Source organism: Candidatus Acetatifactor stercoripullorum (assembly GCF_944382095.1).
GTDB lineage: Bacteria > Bacillota > Clostridia > Lachnospirales > Lachnospiraceae > Acetatifactor > Acetatifactor stercoripullorum.
Map to the genome: position 1 here is coordinate 26352 of NZ_CALWMU010000008.1, position 17085 is coordinate 43436.

Sequence of the window (17085 nt, forward strand, 5' to 3'; positions counted from 1 at the left end):
GAGGAAAAAAAGTGGCTAATTCGGAAAAAAATAAAAAGAGCGCCGTTGCGGAAAATGGTTTGTTGAAAAAGGTGGGGACGCAGAAGCTGATTGCGCTTTTGGCTCTGATTGTGCTCTATGTGGTTTTTGGCATGATCAACAGATCCTTTTGGAGCTATTCCACCCTGATCAACATTTTTGAGGCATCCTATTACATTGGTTTGATGGCAATCGGCGTTACCTTCGCCATTACCTCGGACGGCATTGATTTGTCCATCGGTACGGTGATGATGTGCTCCTCGCTGATGGCGGGAGCCCTGGTGACAAAATATAATGTTCCGGTGGTGATTGCGCTGGTGGTATGTATTCTGATCGGAACGCTTTTTGGCCTTGTAAACGGTGTACTGGTGTCATATATGAAGCTGCCGCCTTTTATCGCAACCCTGGGAACCATGATGTTTTCCAAGGGCGTTGGCTCCGTATTTACAAGAGCCCAGAGCATTACCTGGCCCCAGGCGGGAACAGAAAACGGATGGTTCCGGAATATCTTTAAGATGAACATAAACGGTGTGATTATTCCCACAGGCTTTATCCTGCTTATAGTGATTGCAGTTCTGGCGGCCATACTTCTGAATAAGACCAGGCCCGGACGCTATATCGTATCCCTGGGAAGCAATTATGAGGCCACCCGGCTTTCGGGGGTGGACGTTGCGAAATACAGAACACTGGCCTATGTGCTGAGCGGGATGCTCTCAGGAGTGGCCGGGCTGGCATATGCAGCGATTTATTCCACAATCCTTCCCGGAGGAGGCGGAGGAATGGAGTTAGATGCCATTGCGGGGGTAGTCATTGGCGGAACGTCCATGAGCGGAGGCTTCGGAACAATTTCCGGCACATTGATCGGCGTGTTTATTATGTCGGTGCTAAAGACTGGGCTTCCCTTTATCGGGCTGCAGACCCATTATCAGCAGATTGCAACGGGAATCGTTCTGGTATTCGCAGTGTTTATTGATGTGTGGAACCGTAACAAGAAAAAGAGAGTATAAGGAGAGTATCCATATACAATAAATAATTTATCTTAAGGGAGGTATGCAATGAAGAAAAAAATTACTAGTATCTTGCTGGCGGCGGCAATGACTACCGTTATGTTCACCGGATGTGGACAGGCAGCGCAGACGTCGGGTGAAACCACACAGAACTCAGCGCCGGCTGAAACAACCCAGACTGCGGCAGAGGGCTCTGAGACGGCAGATGAAGCTGTGGACAACAGCGACATCGGGACAATCTATCTGGTTTCCAAGGGATTCCAGCATCAGTTCTGGCAGGCGGTGTACCAGGGGGCAAATGAGGCCGCAGCGGAGTATGGTGTGGAAATAGATTTCCAGGGTCCCGACAATGAGTCCGCATATGCCCAGCAGGTACAGATGCTGAACAATGCCATCAATAACAAGCCCAAGGTAATCGGTCTGGCTGCCCTGGATACGGAATCCTGTCTTGCGAGCATCGAGACCGCCCAGGCAAACGGAATTCCCATCGTAGGCTTTGACTCCGGCGTGCCCGGCGCTCCGGAAGGCGCAATCGTAGCCAATGCCTCCACCGACAATTATGCGGCGGGAGAGCTTGCAGGGGAGGAAACCTATGCTCTGATCAGCGATACCGTGGCAAATGCTGCGGACACCGTAAGAATCGGCGTGATGAGCCAGGATGCCACGGCGGAATCCATTGTAAACCGGGGAAGCGGCTTTATTGACAAAATCAAATCTCTGATGGAAGCAGACGGCAAGGTTGTATCCGTGGAAGGACACGACCTGTGGGCAAATCCTGTGGATGGCGCCAATGTTATTATAGAAGTAGTGGTGCCTGCCTCTGTGGACGCATCCCTTTCCGCTATCGACGCGCAGAATCTTCTGAACAAGCAGGACACCATTTGTATTTATGCTTCCAATCAGTTTTCAGGTGAAGGACTCATCAATGGAGACGCGAATATCGGAAAACTGGGCAATGATGTTGTAGGCGTAGCCTTTGACTCTGGCGCACAGATCAAGGCCGCAGTGAAGGAAGGCAAGCTTGCGGGAGCCGTTACACAGGATCCTGTTCAGATTGGCTATAAGACTGTTGAGCTCTGCGTCAAGGCAGCCAAAGGAGAAGCGGTTTCCGATGTTGATACCGGCTGCAAGTGGTATACCGCTGAAAACATGGAGGATCCCGATATTGCTCCCAACCTTTATGATTAACCTTATTTGAAATATAAAACAGAATAGGAAGTCTCAAATCAGCTCTGAGCGGCAATTCTGGACATGGCAATCCATGCTTTGCAAAAAAGCCCGCTCAGGGCTTTTTTTGTCGAATTCCATCGGGAAAAAATTTCCATTCCCATCGTTCTTTTGACAAATTCCATGACTTATGAACCTTATAATGATTGTGAAAAGGGTGATAGAAATGCAATACGAGCTTTATGTTGACAGCCTTCTGCTGGTCAATTTTGTGATGAACCTGTATCCTTTAATGCTGGTAAGCCGTACCTCCTTAAGCCCGGCCACGCCGGAGAGGCTTCTTGGAGCGGCAGCCTTCGGTGCGGTGTCTTACTTCCTGCCGTTTTTGCTGCCAGGGCCAATATGGCTTAGACTGGCCCTGGGTGTGTCTCTGGGAACAGGAGGCATGATTTTGATTGCCTTTCGGACGGCCAGCGTGAGGGCCTTTGGCAAAGCTCTGTGGAAATTGTTTGTCTACTCTTTTTTTATGGGCGGGATTTTGCTGTTTTTGATCCGTTTTCTTCCTGGATTTAAAGCAGGTCTTGTCAACTGCTTTGGCATTATGGCCCTGGGAGGGGCAGGCTTTCTTTTTTTGTCCCGCTTTTTTACGGATAAAAGAAAAAGTCATTGTCTCTGCAAAGCCACGCTCATACGAAAGGGGGACGAAATGACGGTGGCGGCCCTTATGGACTCCGGCAACAGCCTGATTGAGCCCATCAGCGGGAAACCGGTTTCCATCATTGAAAAAAATGTTTTTCAAAGCCTGTGGAGGGATATGCCGGAGGGCTTTAGGGCCATTCCCTACCACAGCATCGGAAAAAAGAGGGGGATATTGCAAGGCTATCTTTTGCCGGAGCTTAAGATAGAAATAGACGGCGAGGTGAAGCTGTGCAGAGACGTTTATGTTGCGGTCAGCGAAGAGCTCTGCGGGGAAGAGGCTTTGGGGGGACAGGTAAAAATGATTCTTAACCCTGCGCTTCTTGCAGGCTGAAGCTCCAGAAAAAAAGAAGTAAAAATGGTCCAGGAGGTATCAGTATGATATTTAAGGTTGTAATACCGGGAAAAATGCAGCTTAAGATGATACGAAGGGAAAATATTCTGCTGCATAAAAAGGGTGATATCCATTATATCGGCGGGGCGGAGGTGCTGCCGCCGCCCTTGGAATCGGAGAAGGAAAATCAGGTGATAAGCGATCTGGGAACAGAGTACGAGGATGAAGCCAAATCCATATTGATCGAGCACAATCTCCGGCTGGTGGTGTACATAGCAAAAAAGTTTGACAATACGGGCGTAGGGGTGGAGGACCTGATTTCCATTGGAACCATCGGCCTGATCAAATCCATCAATACCTTTAACCCTGAGAAAAAAATCAAGCTTGCCACCTATGCTTCCAGATGTATTGAGAATGAAATCTTAATGTACTTAAGAAGGAATAACAAGACCAGACTTGAGGTGTCCATAGACGAACCCTTAAACGTGGACTGGGACGGAAATGAGCTGCTTTTGTCAGATATCCTGGGGACGGATGAGGACGTGATCTACCGCAACCTGGAAAGCGAGGTGGAGCACAAGCTTTTGATGGGGGCGGTGGAAAAGCTGTCGGAGAGGGAAAAAACCATTATCAATCTCAGATTCGGACTGGGGAGCCTGGACGGGCAGGAGATGACCCAGAAGGAGGTGGCCAGTCTTTTGGGAATTTCCCAGTCCTATATTTCAAGACTGGAAAAAAAGATCATGCGCCAGCTGAAAAAAGAAATGAGCAACCATTTGCAATAACAGGACGGATAGTATATACTGGAAATCACAGCCGTCTTTCGGCGGCTTTCAAACAAAAGCAGGCGGTGCAGGAAATGATACAGCGGGAAGATATCTTGTCAATGGAATATTTGAAGAAAACAGAATATACGGGCTGTCACCAGGGAATGCGCTATCGTCTGGAGAAAGCCCAAAATGACCAGGGAGAAGAAAAACTGAAGGTTACAGTCTGGCCGGAGCCCTTTAACTTTTTCTGCACGGCACAGGAGTTAAAGACAAGCGCTTTTTTTGACTTTTCAGAGGATGGGGTGACAGACGCTGTGGCCTGGATGAACGACAGATTATTTGAGGATAAGGATAAATGGGAGAATATATAATCAGGGATATGGCATCCGTGTTTCGGTACCTTCCCTATGGACTGGTAGTGGGAATCGTGGTGGCCATTATTCTCAGCGCAGTAAATGACCGCAGGGTGCGCAGACATAAAAAGCCTATTTCTGTGGCTGCGGTCACAAGCTTTTTTATGTACACGGCCATCATTCTGCTCATTACTTTTTTTTCCCGGGAAAGCGGCAGCAGAAGGGGCGTGGACCTGGAGCTGTTTTCCACCTGGGGAATTAACGCAAGAAATAACGCCTATGTGGTGGAAAATGTACTTTTGTTTATTCCCTATGGCTTTGTGTGCGCCTGGGCCATACGGGCGGCGAGAAAATTCTGGGTATGTGCGGGTTTAGGGCTTTTTTCCAGCATAGCCATCGAATGCCTCCAGCTTGCCACAGGAAGAGGATATTTTCAGATTGATGATATTCTCACAAATTTTTTGGGGGCTGTGCTGGGCTATATTTTGTTTCGGTGTGTTTTGAGCGAGGGACGCACAGAGCCAAAACGGGCAAAGCTGGTGTATATCATTCTGGCTGTGCTTGCAATGGCGGCCATGATTCTGGGGATATTCGCCTTTTCCAGTGAAAGCGCAGCCGATTCCAATGCCTTCAGTATGCGGGCAGCCTCCTTTGTGGTAAGGACGGTGGATCAGTGGCTGCACATTGGCCTGGACAGCGGGGAGGCCTCCACGGTAATCCAATTTATGAATCCCCTTTTGCGAAAGCTTGCACACGCCTCTGAGTATGCCGCCCTTGCTGTGGTGTTCGGCTTCGGCTATCAGCTGATGAAGCAGAGACGTGCCAAGGTGGTGAATTTCTTTTACGCAGTGATTCTGTGCGGCTTTATCGCCGTTCTGGATGAAATGCTCCAGAAATATGTCTTTTCCAGAACAGGCAGGGCGCTTGATATCGCCATAGACATCTGCGGCGCTATCGTGGGAGGCTGCGTGTATGTTTTTTTAAGTGAATTATTTGATTTTCTGGCCGGCCAAGAGGAGTAGCCGGCCCCTTTTATGCGCTGAGATAGGCGCGCATGGTGCGGAGGGCGTTTTTCTCAAGCCGGGAAACCTGGGCCTGGGAGATGCCTATGGCCTGGGCAACCTCCATCTGGGTTTTCCCCTCAAAAAAGCGCATGGAAATGATCTCGTGTTCTCTGGGATTGAGCCGCTTCATGGCCTCGCTTAAGGAGAGATGCTCCACCCAGGTTTCCTCCTTGTTCTTTTTGTCGCTGATCTGGTCCATCACATAAAGGGTATCGCCGCCGTCGGTAAAGATGGGCTCGTAAAGGCTCATAGGATTTTGAATGGCGTCCATGGCATAAACAATATCCTCCTTGGAAATACCCACCTCGCTTGCAATCTCTTCAATGGTGGGCTCCTTTAGATTTTTCCGGGTGAGGGCGTCTTTCGCGTAGATGGCCTTGTAGGCAGTATCCTTTAGGGAACGGGAAACTCTGATCGAATTGTTGTCCCGAAGGAAACGTTTGATCTCCCCGATGATCATGGGTACGGCATAGGTGGAAAATTTTACGTTCAGGGAGGAATCAAAATTATCGATGGCTTTGATCAGGCCAATGCAGCCGATCTGAAATAAATCGTCCACGTTTTCATTGCTGGAGGAAAAGCGTTTGATCACGCTTAATACCAGCCGCAGGTTCCCTTCAATATAGGCTTCTCTGGCCTTTAAATCCCCTTCCTCAATTCGCTTGAAAAGTGCTTCCTTCTCCGCAGATTTTAAGAGCGGAAGTCTGGAGGTGTTTACTCCGCAGATTTCTACTTTACCCTGTGCCATTGTCGCTGCCTCCTTAAAATGATGTATTGCTAGTATTTACGAAGGTGCTTTTGCATATACATGAAAAAAACAAAAGGGCGGCGGAGAAAATGCTTTTTTCTGAGCTTAAATGCAAGGATGTGATTAACATAAGAGACTGCAAAAAGCTGGGAAAGGTCTGTGATCTGGAATTCGATGAGTGCAGCGGCTGCATCCGCAAAATTATGGTGCCGGGCTGCAGCAGGGTGCTGGGCTTTTTGAATTGTGAGCCGGATATCGTCATTCCCTATAAGGACATCAGGCAGATAGGGCCGGACATTATTTTGGTTGACATAAATTGCTAGACATAGTGCACTGTCAATACTTGCGGATATTTGGGCCATATGCTACAATTATTAGGAAAAAAGTCCTATTTTTTGGATAAATAAATGAGAAAAGGGGATTGGACAACAGGGTATCAGACAGATAAGGAGAGATGGCAGCATGTATCAGGTGGCTCTTTGCGATGATGAGAGGACAGAATTGGATAAGGTACAGAATATGCTGGAGGTTTACTGTAAAGAGCATTCCGGTACAGACCTTCTCATAGAACGTTTTGAAAGCGTCCGGAAGCTGCTGTCTGCGGTCAGGGAAGAGGGTTATCTCCCGGACCTGGTGCTGATGGATATTTATATGCCGGAAAAATCAGGAATGGAAGCAGCCAGAGACCTTCGGGATATGGGAAACGAAAGCAGGATATTATTTCTCACCTCCTCTAAGGAGCATGCGTTGGAGGCATTTGACGTGGATGCGGCCCAGTATCTGGTAAAGCCTATAGAGCAGGAGAAGTTTTTTTCGGTGCTTAACCGGCTTTTGAGCGCCATAGCAAAGGAGAGGGAAAAGTATCTGCTGTTTCGGATTGACGGCAGGCTGCGGCGTGTGGCCCTGAGGGACATTGTTTTTTGTGAAGCCCAGGGCAAGTCCCAGTGCCTTTTTCTGGCAAACGGAGCACAGCCTATGGTGCATATGACAATGAAGGAGCTTTCCTCCATGCTTGCTCCATACAGAGAGTTTGTAAGGGTGGGGGCTGCCTATATTGTGAATCTGGGGTATATTGACAGCCTGAACGCAAGAGAGCTCAGCTTAAATACCGGAAGGAAAATCTATCTGCCGAGAGGAACTTACCAGTCCTTAAAAAAGCAGTATCTGCAGTACTATTGTGAGGAGGAATGACAGTTGACGCTGGGAATCACGCCGCTTTTATCCGTATTTCGAAATCTGGTTGAGATTTTGGGCTTTTGTCTGCTGTTTCTATGTCTGGACAGACCGAGGCTGTCCTGGAAAAAGACCTGTCTCTGCTATGGAATCTTTGTGCTTACCGGCGTTTTGGCAGGCACTTTGTGGGTGCTGGCTGCGCCGGAGAGTTTTGGGAAATATTGTACTATGGTTATCTTTGCAAAGTCCGCCATATTGTTTCAGCTGTTAAGCCGGGATCACTTTTTTCAGGTGCTCTATAATTTATCCTTACAGATATTTGTGCTGCTCTTTATGATTGTGGCAGGTATTTTGACGGCAGAGCATTTTTTTGACGGAAATCCCTGGGTGGATGTGGGCCTGCGCACCCTTGACATTGGTCTGCTGGCGTTTGTGTATCTTAAGTGGTTTCGAAAACCCTTCCGCAAAATTTCGGATGATCTGAAAACCCAGTGGTGGGGAATCTGCATCATATCTGTTGCGGGAAATGCTTTGACCTTGTATTATGCCACCCGCCCGGCCCTGATCCCCCTGCGGGGAACCAGGGAGCAGATTTTGTTTTTCTGCATATGCGCCCTTCTTTTTCTTACCCATCTGGTTATGCTGTATACCTTATACCTGATGCAGCGGGAGATGGAGGAGAAGAAGGAAATGGAGCTGACTGCGTTAAACGCCAGCCTGCTAAAGAGAGAGCTTTCTCTGATGCAGAAGCAGGTGGAGGAGACCAGGCGTGTCCGCCATGATCTGCGGCATCATGATCTGGTGGTTGGAGAGTATGTAAGGCGGGGAGAGATGGAAGCGCTTCTTGCTTATTTGAAGCAGCGGGAAGGTGAGTATGCCGGAGAGGCTTATGAAAGAATCTGTGAAAATTTTACAGTGAACAGTATTCTGGAGGCGTATGTAAGGGAAGCGAGGCAAAAGGGGATATGGGTGGATTTGCAGGTGGCCTGCTCCCGTCAGACAAAAATCAGAGAGAACGATTTTATTGCTATTTTGGGAAACGCCATGGAAAATGCAATTCATGGCTGTGAAGAATCTGGCAGAGAAGAGAAGCGGATTTCGGTATATCTGAAGCAGAAGCAGGACAAGCTGGCCATACGAATTTCCAATACCTGCCCAGAAAAAATCAGCTTTCAAAATGGGCTTCCAGTGAGGAAGGATGGCGGCGGAATCGGGATTTCCAGTATTCTGCGCAGTGTAAAAAAGTATAAGGGGGAGGCGGATTTTACTGTAGAGAGCGGAGAGTTTGTGGCGAGGATACTGCTGCAGATTCCGGAAAAGCAGGCTGAATAGAAGATCTGCAAATTGTGCCGAAAAAAGTGCAGATGGTTCCAAAGTCCTAAAAAGAATGCTCCTTTTTGCTATAATTACTTTACTTTAAAAGACTGATCAGAATTTGCATACATCATGTGTCAGACAAAAGAGAAGGAGAAATTCTATGAAAAGGATGAAAAAGCAGAAGGGAAGAATATTGGCGTGCGTACTGATCGCCGCACTGCTTGCAGCACAGACAGGCACCATAAACGCCTTTGCAGAAAAGAATTCGGGGACGGAGCAGACCGCATCCGGGGCATCGCCCCAGGAAAGCTATGTGCCGGATGTATCCTCGGGGGATGTGTCCTCCGGGAACCTTGCCGGACAAACGCTTCCAAAGACGCCTGCCGGAGCGCTTCTTGGGACGATTCTCTCAGATTATTTTCCCGGAGTGGAGGACGGGGGGATTTATGATGCCATCCTTTCCATGGACGAAAATACCAGGCTCTCCCTGACGGCGGCCTATGAAAATTTTACAGCCGCTATGACACAGGAGGATGAGCAAAACGAGAGGCTGCAGTATCTGATGTCACAGCTGCAGGGAGGCATACAGGCTGCGGCTGCAGGGGAGACGATTTTGGCTCCTGCCTTCTACAGTCTGCTTGCGTCTCCCGCAGAGACGGCAGAGCAGCCCGTTGCCCTGCGAAAAACGGGAGGCTCAGGCCAGGCCTTTATCTATTACAATTTTGTGGAAACCACAAGCTTTACTCCCGGTGTGACCTATGCTTTTTTAAACGGCGTCTACGGACCGGAGGACGCGGTTTCCATGCTGGGCTCCGGGGCTATTTTGACGGCGAAAGAAGACAGCAATAATTCCAGCCGCTATATAAGGAGATGGTATGGGGAGGACGCCCAGGTCAGGGTCTATGTGGATGTGGTCACCAAGGGAAAGGGCTTTGACACCTGTCCCTCCGGCGGCCTCTACGCGGTGCCGGGTACCGAAAATCCTGTGGCTTACCGGTATTTCTGCTGGGCCGGCGGCGCGCAAAACTGCGGGCCTTTGTACGCCTATACTTATGAGACAGCCACTCTGACCCAGGAAAACGTATCCGCGGCCTTAAACGACCTGGAGGACTGCGGCTCTGAGGATTCTGAGGATTATACCGTGACCCTTTCCTTTGACAATAGAACCGTTACCTTAAATCCGGACAGCTACAAGGTGCAGGTGGAAAATGGGGACGAAATCACCATTCAGGTATCGGACGATGGGGGTAATACGATTACCGCCCTGTTCCAGGGGCCTTTGGCAGTACATTATGACGGAAGCAGTGAGGACGCCGGGAATGTGCCTGCAGTCCAGGAGGCATGGAAAGGGGAGGAACTCTCCTTAAGCAGCGGCAGGCCCACGCGCACGGGGTATGAATTCCAGGGGTGGAAGGACAGGGACGGAAGCGAAACCTATCAGCCGGGAGACACACTTTCTCTCCGGCAGATACTGTACCTTGCCGCCCAGTGGAAGGATGTGCAGCCGCCGGAGATTGGCTATAATCAGGTGCAGGTGCTGACGCGCACATCCGATGAAGAGGTGCGGGCTGCGGTGGAGAATGCACTGACTGTTACGGACAATGAGCCTGTGGAGGAGTGCACCATAGAAATCAGCCTTCCTGCGGACATCGCAAAGAAGGCGGGAAACGTGGCGTTTACCGTCACCGTTACGGATAAGGCGGGGAATGTGACGAAGGAGACCCTTTTCATCAGCGTGGTGGCCAGGCCGGTGGAATTTGCAAGTCTGTCCTTTGATGAGAGCGCCATGACTTTTTCTGCAGTCCTGGTGGAGCCAGGGTCGGAGGCCCTTAAGGAGACCGGCTTTGTGTGGGGTGTGATGAACAATCCTACCCTTACCCTGAACAATGGAAAGGCGGCCACTGCTTCCCCTGTGACGGAGCCGAACGGCACCATCAGTGTGCATGCAGAACTGCAGGAGGGTGTGACCTATTACGCCAGAGCCTACGCTGTCACTGTAGACGATGTGACCTATTACAGTGAGGAGCTCACTGCAGGACTGGGGCTGCCGGATTACGGAACCTTCACCATACAAAATAATGGAGACAATACCTTTACGGTGACCAGAAGCGGCGGGACGGCAGGAAGCCAGACGGTGTATTACCGGACGGTGAACGGCTCCGCGGTGGGAGGCACCCATTTTACCCATAATGCCGGTACCCTTACCTTTGGGGAAGGGGAGACCGCAAAGACCATTACCGTCAGCGAGAGCGGCGCTAATGCAGCTTACAGCACAGGCGGCACAAGCAAGACGGCTACCGCCTATTCCAACACTCACAGGACGTATTCCGTAGAGCTGTACCGTGTTACCGGCGGAGGAAGCCTGGAGACGGAAAAAACCGCCGTGCGCACCATGACGGCGGCAGACGCCTATAAGGTGGACAGAAGCATCTATACTGTGGAGAACGGAAAGAGCACGGATTATAGCAGCGCTTTCCAGTGGGTGACGGACCACAGTGATACCAGAGACGGAGATATTTACTGGGTGTCTGACAGGGATGAGAACACCCATCCCCAAAAGCATAATTTTAACGCAAGCGCTAATGTTGCGGACAGGTATTCCGCAGAGACGGCCTATATCCTCAATACGGCGGACTCCTATCTCTACAGATATGTGATGGGGGTACATGAGGATGAAGACTGCTGGGAGCATGCCTGGATGGGCAACCATGCGCCTAACAATGCGGGGATTGAGACAAAGCTTGCGGGAAGCTATACCGACGACCCGATTGCCCTGAATGACAGCGTGGCAGGAGCAGCCATCTGGACGGCAAATTTCCAGCTGGGTGAGGGCGACGACACAACCAAGTATTTTCCTACATTAAGGACAGATAGTGGTATAGATACAGGAAATAATGAAGACCGAAAGAGAACGGTGTACCGATACAACGCAGCGTCAGGGAGTATTGTAGAAAGGAACGGCAGCTATTACGCCAGGCTTTCCATCCAGGATACGGTGTACAGCTATTTTTCAGCCAGCGGGGCAGATTATGACAGATGGTACGTGACGAGCTTTGCGGACTACACCTTGATTGACGACGGCAGAGAGCCCCAGGTCCTGGGAATTGCCCCTATGGCAGGAGGCCTGTATAAGGTGGGGGATTCCTTTACGGTGTCCGTGATTTTTGACGAGATTGTGGACAGCCAAAACAGCACTATGACTGCCCAGAACACCTATCTGGCTACTTCCTGGGGACAGGCATATTATGCGGGAGGCGCGGATACCAACGTGCTGTATTTTACTGGCACTGTGGCGGCAAACCCCGAAGAAACCTTGAAGGTAACCGGCATGACCGGAGGGGAAAATATCAAGGACATGTGTGACACCACGGGGACCCAGACGGGTGCTGCCAATGGCTCCACTGATGCCAAGGTGGACGCTTCTGTCCCCTCCTTTACAGTTGCGGGAAAGGGTATTGCAAACGGAACCGGCACGGCGGTGGTTACGGTAACCGGGGATCAGAGTAAGACCAGCAGCCTGCGGTATGTGTGGTCGGATTCTACAGCTATGCCAGCAGAGGGCTGGGTGGAGATGAGCGACGAAGAGCTGGCGGCCGCAAAGGGAAGCGCAGGCGTCTCTCTCTCCATCCGCAAGGAGGCCGGCAGCGGCCAAAGCAATGGGAAATGGTATCTCCATGTGATCGGCACCTATGACACTACAGGAGCCACATCGTACCAATATGCTCAAGTAGATTTTGGCACAAAGGAGAGCCCTGTCCCGGGCAGTGAGCCCCCTGCTTTGACGGTTTCGGCGGACAACACAAGCTGGGCAAGGGAGAGGGAGATTCGTATTACTGCCAGCGCATCGGGAACGGATGCTTCTCTCAGGTACCGGGCTTCCGGCGGGACAACGTGGACGAATTTGAACATAACGGATACCAGCGTCACGGTGACGGAAAATGGATACTACACCTTTCAGCTCACGGCAGGCGACCAGACCATCACCGAAAATGTTTTGGTGGAAAAGATTGATTTGAACGCTCCATGGGCTTCCATAGGCGGCCTGACGGCGGACAGTGTGGAAGCCCCCAGGGCGGGGATTTATACAAAGCTTGCTCTGCCCATTTCCTTTGGGGACGGGGAATCCGGAGTAAGCAAGGCAGAGTATGCCTGGACGGACAGTGCCGCAGAGCCTGTCTCGTGGGAGACCCTTGCAGACTTAAATACGGACGTGCTGGCCTACACTGCGGTGGAAACTGCGGAAGCTGCCAAATATCTGCACATTCGGGTGACGGATCAGGTAGGGCATACCTATTCTGTTACGTCCCAGCCTTATCTGGTGATTTCCCAGACGGCAGTGGACACCCATGCGCCGAAGATTACCCTCACCGGCGCACCCACCCAGTGGACCAACGACCTGCCCACCCTGATATGGCAGCTTTCGGATTATGCGAATAAAAACTATACGGTGACGGAGCCGGGGGGACTTACCTTCTCCCAGGAGGCGTCTGGAAACTTCCTGGCCACAGAAAACGGCACCTATACAGTGACGGTGTTGGATGAGGATTACGGCGGAAGCAATACGGCGTCGGTGACGGTGGATAAGCTGGATTTGACGGCGCCCACAGTGGCGGTATCCGGCGTTCCCACAGGCTGGGAGGAAAGCGCTCAGTCTATTACCCTCACTCCCACGGACAGCCAAAGCGGTGTGGGAGAGGCATATTATAAGGTGGTAGCTTCCAGGGATGAGATTCCCACAGAGGGGCTTTCGGTTCTGAACCCGGCGGGCCAAACCGTAACTATTTCCCAGGACGGCGTATGGTATGTGTATTACAAGGTATATGACAAGGCGGGAGATAATACCGCCCAGACTCAAAGGGAAGGAAACTGGACGGAGGGCTTTGCAGGCCCCATCCGGATAGACACCAAAGAGCCTGTTTTGATGGTATCCGGCCAGACCACAGGCGTTTCCAAGGAACAGGGCTTACAGCTTACGGTAAAGGCGGAATATGGCATTTCCGGCGGTCAGACCACGGTAAACGGCTCTGAGATAAAAGAACTGACGGAAACGGCTGATCCTTCCGGCACGGGAAGCACAAAGGAAGCTGCGTATACTGTCAGCCAAAAGGGTACGTATGCCTTTGTGGCTCAAAGCGGCACAGGGGAGACGGACAGGGAAGAGGTGACGGTGTATGAGGCGGTCTTTGCAGCCCAAAACGGCACCAATGACCAGACCCAGCTTGTGATATCAGGGGGAACGCTGACAGAGCCGGCAAAGCCTGAAAAACAGGGCTATAACTTTGCCGGATGGTTTACCCAGACGGTGGACGGCAGCAAGTGGAGCTTTACCGATACAATCGGGATGGATACCACATTGTATGCAAGGTGGACGCCAAATGAGGATACCAGGTATGTGGTGCGTCACTGGACCCAGAATATGGATGGGGCAGAGCAGCCCTATGACCAGAGCAATTATACTCTTTTCAAAACGGAGGAAAAAACCGACGGCATAACGGACGGTATGCTGACCCTGGCCGATCTTTCACAGAGTATTTCGGGCTGTGCCTATGCCCTGGGAAGGGTGGACGGCAGCACGGTGGAGCAGGCACAGGTGCTTGCTGACGGGAGCCTTGAGATTGATCTTTATTATTCCCGGGAAAGCATCACCGGCACAGCTGGCATAAATGGAACTGCTGTTTCCGGCAGCACCTTAACCGCCCAGACAGCAGGTACCCCTGGGGGAGCGTCTTTGCAGTACCAGTGGTATTATGCGGGGGATACATCCCAGCAGAATCAGGACATAGAAGGAGCGGAGCAAAGCACATACATCCTGACAGACGCAGATATCGGCAAAAAGCTTGGGGTGCGCGTGACGGCGCAGGATTTTAAGGGAGAGCTTGTGTCCCAGCCCACGGAGGCGGTGCGGGCGTATCTGTCCGGTTCTATTCTCATAGAGGGGGATGCGGTTATCGGCAGTGTCCTTACGGTAAATGACAGCGGCCTTGCTCCGGACGGGGCGACAGTGGACTGGCAGTGGTACCGGGTGGACGACGGAGGGACCAGACAGCAGATTTCCGGCGCGGACAGCGACACCTACCAGCTGACCACAGAGGATTTCGGCTATGGCATTTTGGCACAGGCTGCGGGCACGGGATTGTTTATGGGCACCCTGGAGACCCCGCAGACGGAAGCGGTGGAGAAAAAGACCAGGGAGACTCCAAAGGGCATTACCCACACCGATGAGACCATAGATAATAAGAACGACGGCCAGATGCACGGGCTTGATTTTGACGCCATGGAGTATCGTGCGGGAACGGAAGGAGCGTACCAGGATTTTCCGGCGGACCGGTTTGCGGAAGGAACCTTATCCGGCCTTTCGGACGGAGAATACCAGGTGCGGTTTAAAGAGACGGCGGAATATAAGCCCTCTGATCCTGTCACAGTGACCATTGCGCCGGGAGGAAAGTATACGGTGACGCTGCCGGATGCTCAGACGGGCTACAGCCTGGAATTTGCGGAGGGCTTTGACGGGACGGCGGGCCATGATGGAAGCGTAATGCTCCTGTTTACTCTTTTGGAGGGCTATTCCCGGATGGAGGACTTTGCCGTTTCCTTAGAGGACGGCACGAGGGGCAGCCTTACGGAGCCGGAGGAGGGAGCGTATCTGATCACCGGCATTACCGGAGATCTGCGTGTGGAGGTAACGGGAGTTGGGGATGTTACCCCGCCGGAGGCTGCCATTTCCATTCAGGATTCTGTCTGGAAAAAGCTTTTGAATACCATTACCTTTGGTCTGTTTTTCAAGGATACCCAGGATGTGGAAATCACTGCCCGGGATATGGGAAGCGGCATCAAGGAAGTATCTTATTACCTGTCGGAGGAGGGAATGAGTCTGGAGGAGCTGGAGGCCTTCACGGGATGGACCCCGTATGCCGGAACCTTCTCCATAGAGGAGGAAAAGCAGTATGTGATTTATGCAAAAGCGCAGGACCAGGCAGGAAATATTTCCTACGCAGGTTCTGACGGGCTGGTGCTTGACCTGACGCCGCCATCCATCACCGGCGTGACGGATGGAGAGACCTATTATGAGAAGCAGACGGCGGTGATTGCGGACAGCTATCTGGAAAAGGTTACCGTGAACGGAGAAGAGATCACTCTGGAGGAAAGCGGAGAGCTGGTTTTAGACCCGGAGGTGAGAGAAGGAGATTATGTGATTTCTGCCGTTGATCAGGCAGGGAACGCTGCTACAGTGACTGTGCGTGTTCTGACAAGACAGGAAGAGGAGCCGGAGGCTCCCGGAGAGACCGAGGACGAGGACGGCGGCCAGACGGAAAATGACAATGGGACGCAGGACGGCGGCCAGACGCAAGATAACAATGGGACGCAGGACGGCGGACAGGCGCAAGATAACAACGAGACGCAGTCTGGCGCGCAGGATTTAGAGGAGGAACCGGCCGTGGAAGAGACGCCGTCCCAAGGAGGCATCCTTTCCTATGAAGAAGCAGTTGGAAAGCCGGTGGAAGAGCCCATGCAGGCATCCTACGGCCAGGGGACAGTGCGGATTACGGTGGAATCCATAGATGAACAGGGACAGAGCCAGGGGGATGTGATCACTGGCGTAATCCTAAATACCTTTGACACGGTGCTGCAGGCGGCGCTCACTGAGGAGGAGCAGCAGCTGGTTCAGAATGGTGAGGATGCGCAGATTCGTCTGGTGGTTACGAAGCTGATTACAGAAGTGCCTGAGACTGATAAACGGCAGATGGAGGAAGAGACGGTTTCTTATGCCAGACAGATAGAGGGGCTGACGCTGGGCTCCTACATTGACATTTCTCTGCTGAAAAAAGTAGGAGGAGGGGAATGGCAGAAATTAAGGGAGTCATCTGAGGAATTGGAGATTGTACTGGATATTCCCCCAAAGCTGCCAAAGGAGCAGACGACATACTGGGTGCTTCGGAATCACGAGGGAACCTGTGAGCTTTTGGAGGATATGGATGAGACGGCGGGAACGGTTACCATCCGCACAGGGCTGTTTTCCACCTACGCTTTGCTATATACGGCCTCAGAGCCTGAGGGAGATTTGGAAAAGAGTCCTGTTACCGGCCTGGACGGCGGCGATGGTGTGGGTCTTGGCAGCAGTGGGAAGGATATTGCAGACTGCTTCTGGCACTGGCTGATTCTGGCGGCGGATGCTTTGGGAGCGATAGCGGCTGTGTTTGTTTACAGGCACAAGAAATCCTATGTGTGGATTGTCATGGGCGTCTGCCTTGTGCTGTCTGCCTTGCTTGCGGCAGCAGGCACCTGTGTCCTTGACTGGCTGTCCGGGGCGGCGGGAATGCTTCTTATCGGGGCGGCTGTGGCTTTTTTCCACAACGTGGAGGCGTCTAAGGAGGACGATTTAAGTTGACATAAATTAATAAACAAAATATAATAAATCCAAGGAATGTCAGAAAAAAAGG

General features: G+C 51.5%; 11 protein-coding genes. 10 read left to right on the forward strand and 1 reads right to left on the reverse strand.

Features of this window, described 5'->3' with window-relative positions:
• Positions 1-11: 11 nt before the first annotated feature.
• From SHK35_RS03755 to SHK35_RS03780, 6 genes are all read left to right on the forward strand, one after another.
• Positions 12-1025, forward strand: a complete 1014-nt coding sequence (locus SHK35_RS03755; RefSeq protein ID WP_318702575.1) for an ABC transporter permease — start codon at positions 12-14, stop codon at positions 1023-1025.
• 48 nt (positions 1026-1073) lie between these two features.
• Entirely contained in the window at positions 1074-2213 is a 1140-nt protein-coding gene (locus SHK35_RS03760; RefSeq protein WP_318708649.1) for an ABC transporter substrate-binding protein, read from the forward strand.
• 181 nt (positions 2214-2394) lie between these two features.
• Positions 2395-3222 (forward strand): sigma-E processing peptidase SpoIIGA, encoded by an 828-nt coding sequence (locus SHK35_RS03765; RefSeq protein ID WP_318702572.1) that lies wholly within the window; start codon positions 2395-2397, stop codon positions 3220-3222.
• A 44-nt stretch (positions 3223-3266) separates the two neighbouring features.
• Positions 3267-4007 carry an RNA polymerase sporulation sigma factor SigE gene (sigE, locus tag SHK35_RS03770; RefSeq protein WP_318702571.1) on the forward strand — a complete coding sequence of 247 codons (741 nt, stop codon included), beginning with the start codon at positions 3267-3269 and terminating at the stop codon, positions 4005-4007.
• Between the two features lie 74 nt (positions 4008-4081).
• Entirely contained in the window at positions 4082-4363 is a 282-nt protein-coding gene (locus tag SHK35_RS03775; protein WP_318702570.1) for a hypothetical protein, read from the forward strand.
• A complete protein-coding gene (locus SHK35_RS03780; RefSeq protein ID WP_318708651.1) occupies positions 4348-5367 on the forward strand; it encodes a VanZ family protein in 1020 nt (339 codons plus the stop codon). Before SHK35_RS03775 ends, SHK35_RS03780 begins: the two co-directional genes overlap by 16 nt.
• Before the next feature lie 10 nt (positions 5368-5377).
• Here SHK35_RS03780 and sigG read toward each other — a convergent pair whose 3' ends face one another.
• Positions 5378-6157 (reverse strand): RNA polymerase sporulation sigma factor SigG, encoded by a 780-nt coding sequence (gene sigG / locus SHK35_RS03785; protein WP_318708652.1) that lies wholly within the window; start codon positions 6155-6157, stop codon positions 5378-5380.
• An 89-nt stretch (positions 6158-6246) separates the two neighbouring features.
• Between sigG and SHK35_RS03790 the strand changes: the two genes are divergently transcribed.
• From SHK35_RS03790 to SHK35_RS03805, 4 genes are all read left to right on the forward strand, one after another.
• Positions 6247-6480: a YlmC/YmxH family sporulation protein gene (locus tag SHK35_RS03790; protein ID WP_318708653.1), complete on the forward strand. Its 234-nt coding sequence runs from the start codon at positions 6247-6249 to the stop codon at positions 6478-6480.
• Between the two features lie 139 nt (positions 6481-6619).
• Complete coding sequence (locus SHK35_RS03795; RefSeq protein ID WP_318708654.1) at positions 6620-7348, forward strand: LytR/AlgR family response regulator transcription factor; 729 nt, start codon at positions 6620-6622, stop codon at positions 7346-7348.
• Positions 7349-7351: 3 nt separating this feature from the next.
• Complete coding sequence (locus SHK35_RS03800; RefSeq protein WP_318708655.1) at positions 7352-8662, forward strand: ATP-binding protein; 1311 nt, start codon at positions 7352-7354, stop codon at positions 8660-8662.
• Between the two features lie 145 nt (positions 8663-8807).
• A complete protein-coding gene (locus SHK35_RS03805) occupies positions 8808-17033 on the forward strand; it encodes an InlB B-repeat-containing protein (RefSeq protein WP_318708657.1) in 8226 nt (2741 codons plus the stop codon).
• Positions 17034-17085: the final 52 nt, after the last annotated feature.

Coding starts and splice junctions, on each gene's coding strand:
- SHK35_RS03760 (WP_318708649.1), top strand. CDS start 1,074: ATGAAGAAAAAAATTACTAGTATCTTGCTGGCGGCGGCAATGACTACC.
- SHK35_RS03765 (WP_318702572.1), top strand. CDS start 2,395: ATGATTGTGAAAAGGGTGATAGAAATGCAATACGAGCTTTATGTTGAC.
- sigE (WP_318702571.1), top strand. CDS start 3,267: ATGATATTTAAGGTTGTAATACCGGGAAAAATGCAGCTTAAGATGATA.
- SHK35_RS03775 (WP_318702570.1), top strand. CDS start 4,082: ATGATACAGCGGGAAGATATCTTGTCAATGGAATATTTGAAGAAAACA.
- SHK35_RS03780 (WP_318708651.1), top strand. CDS start 4,348: ATGGGAGAATATATAATCAGGGATATGGCATCCGTGTTTCGGTACCTT.
- sigG (WP_318708652.1), bottom strand. CDS start 6,157: ATGGCACAGGGTAAAGTAGAAATCTGCGGAGTAAACACCTCCAGACTT.
- SHK35_RS03790 (WP_318708653.1), top strand. CDS start 6,247: ATGCTTTTTTCTGAGCTTAAATGCAAGGATGTGATTAACATAAGAGAC.
- SHK35_RS03795 (WP_318708654.1), top strand. CDS start 6,620: ATGTATCAGGTGGCTCTTTGCGATGATGAGAGGACAGAATTGGATAAG.
- SHK35_RS03805 (WP_318708657.1), top strand. CDS start 8,808: ATGAAAAGGATGAAAAAGCAGAAGGGAAGAATATTGGCGTGCGTACTG.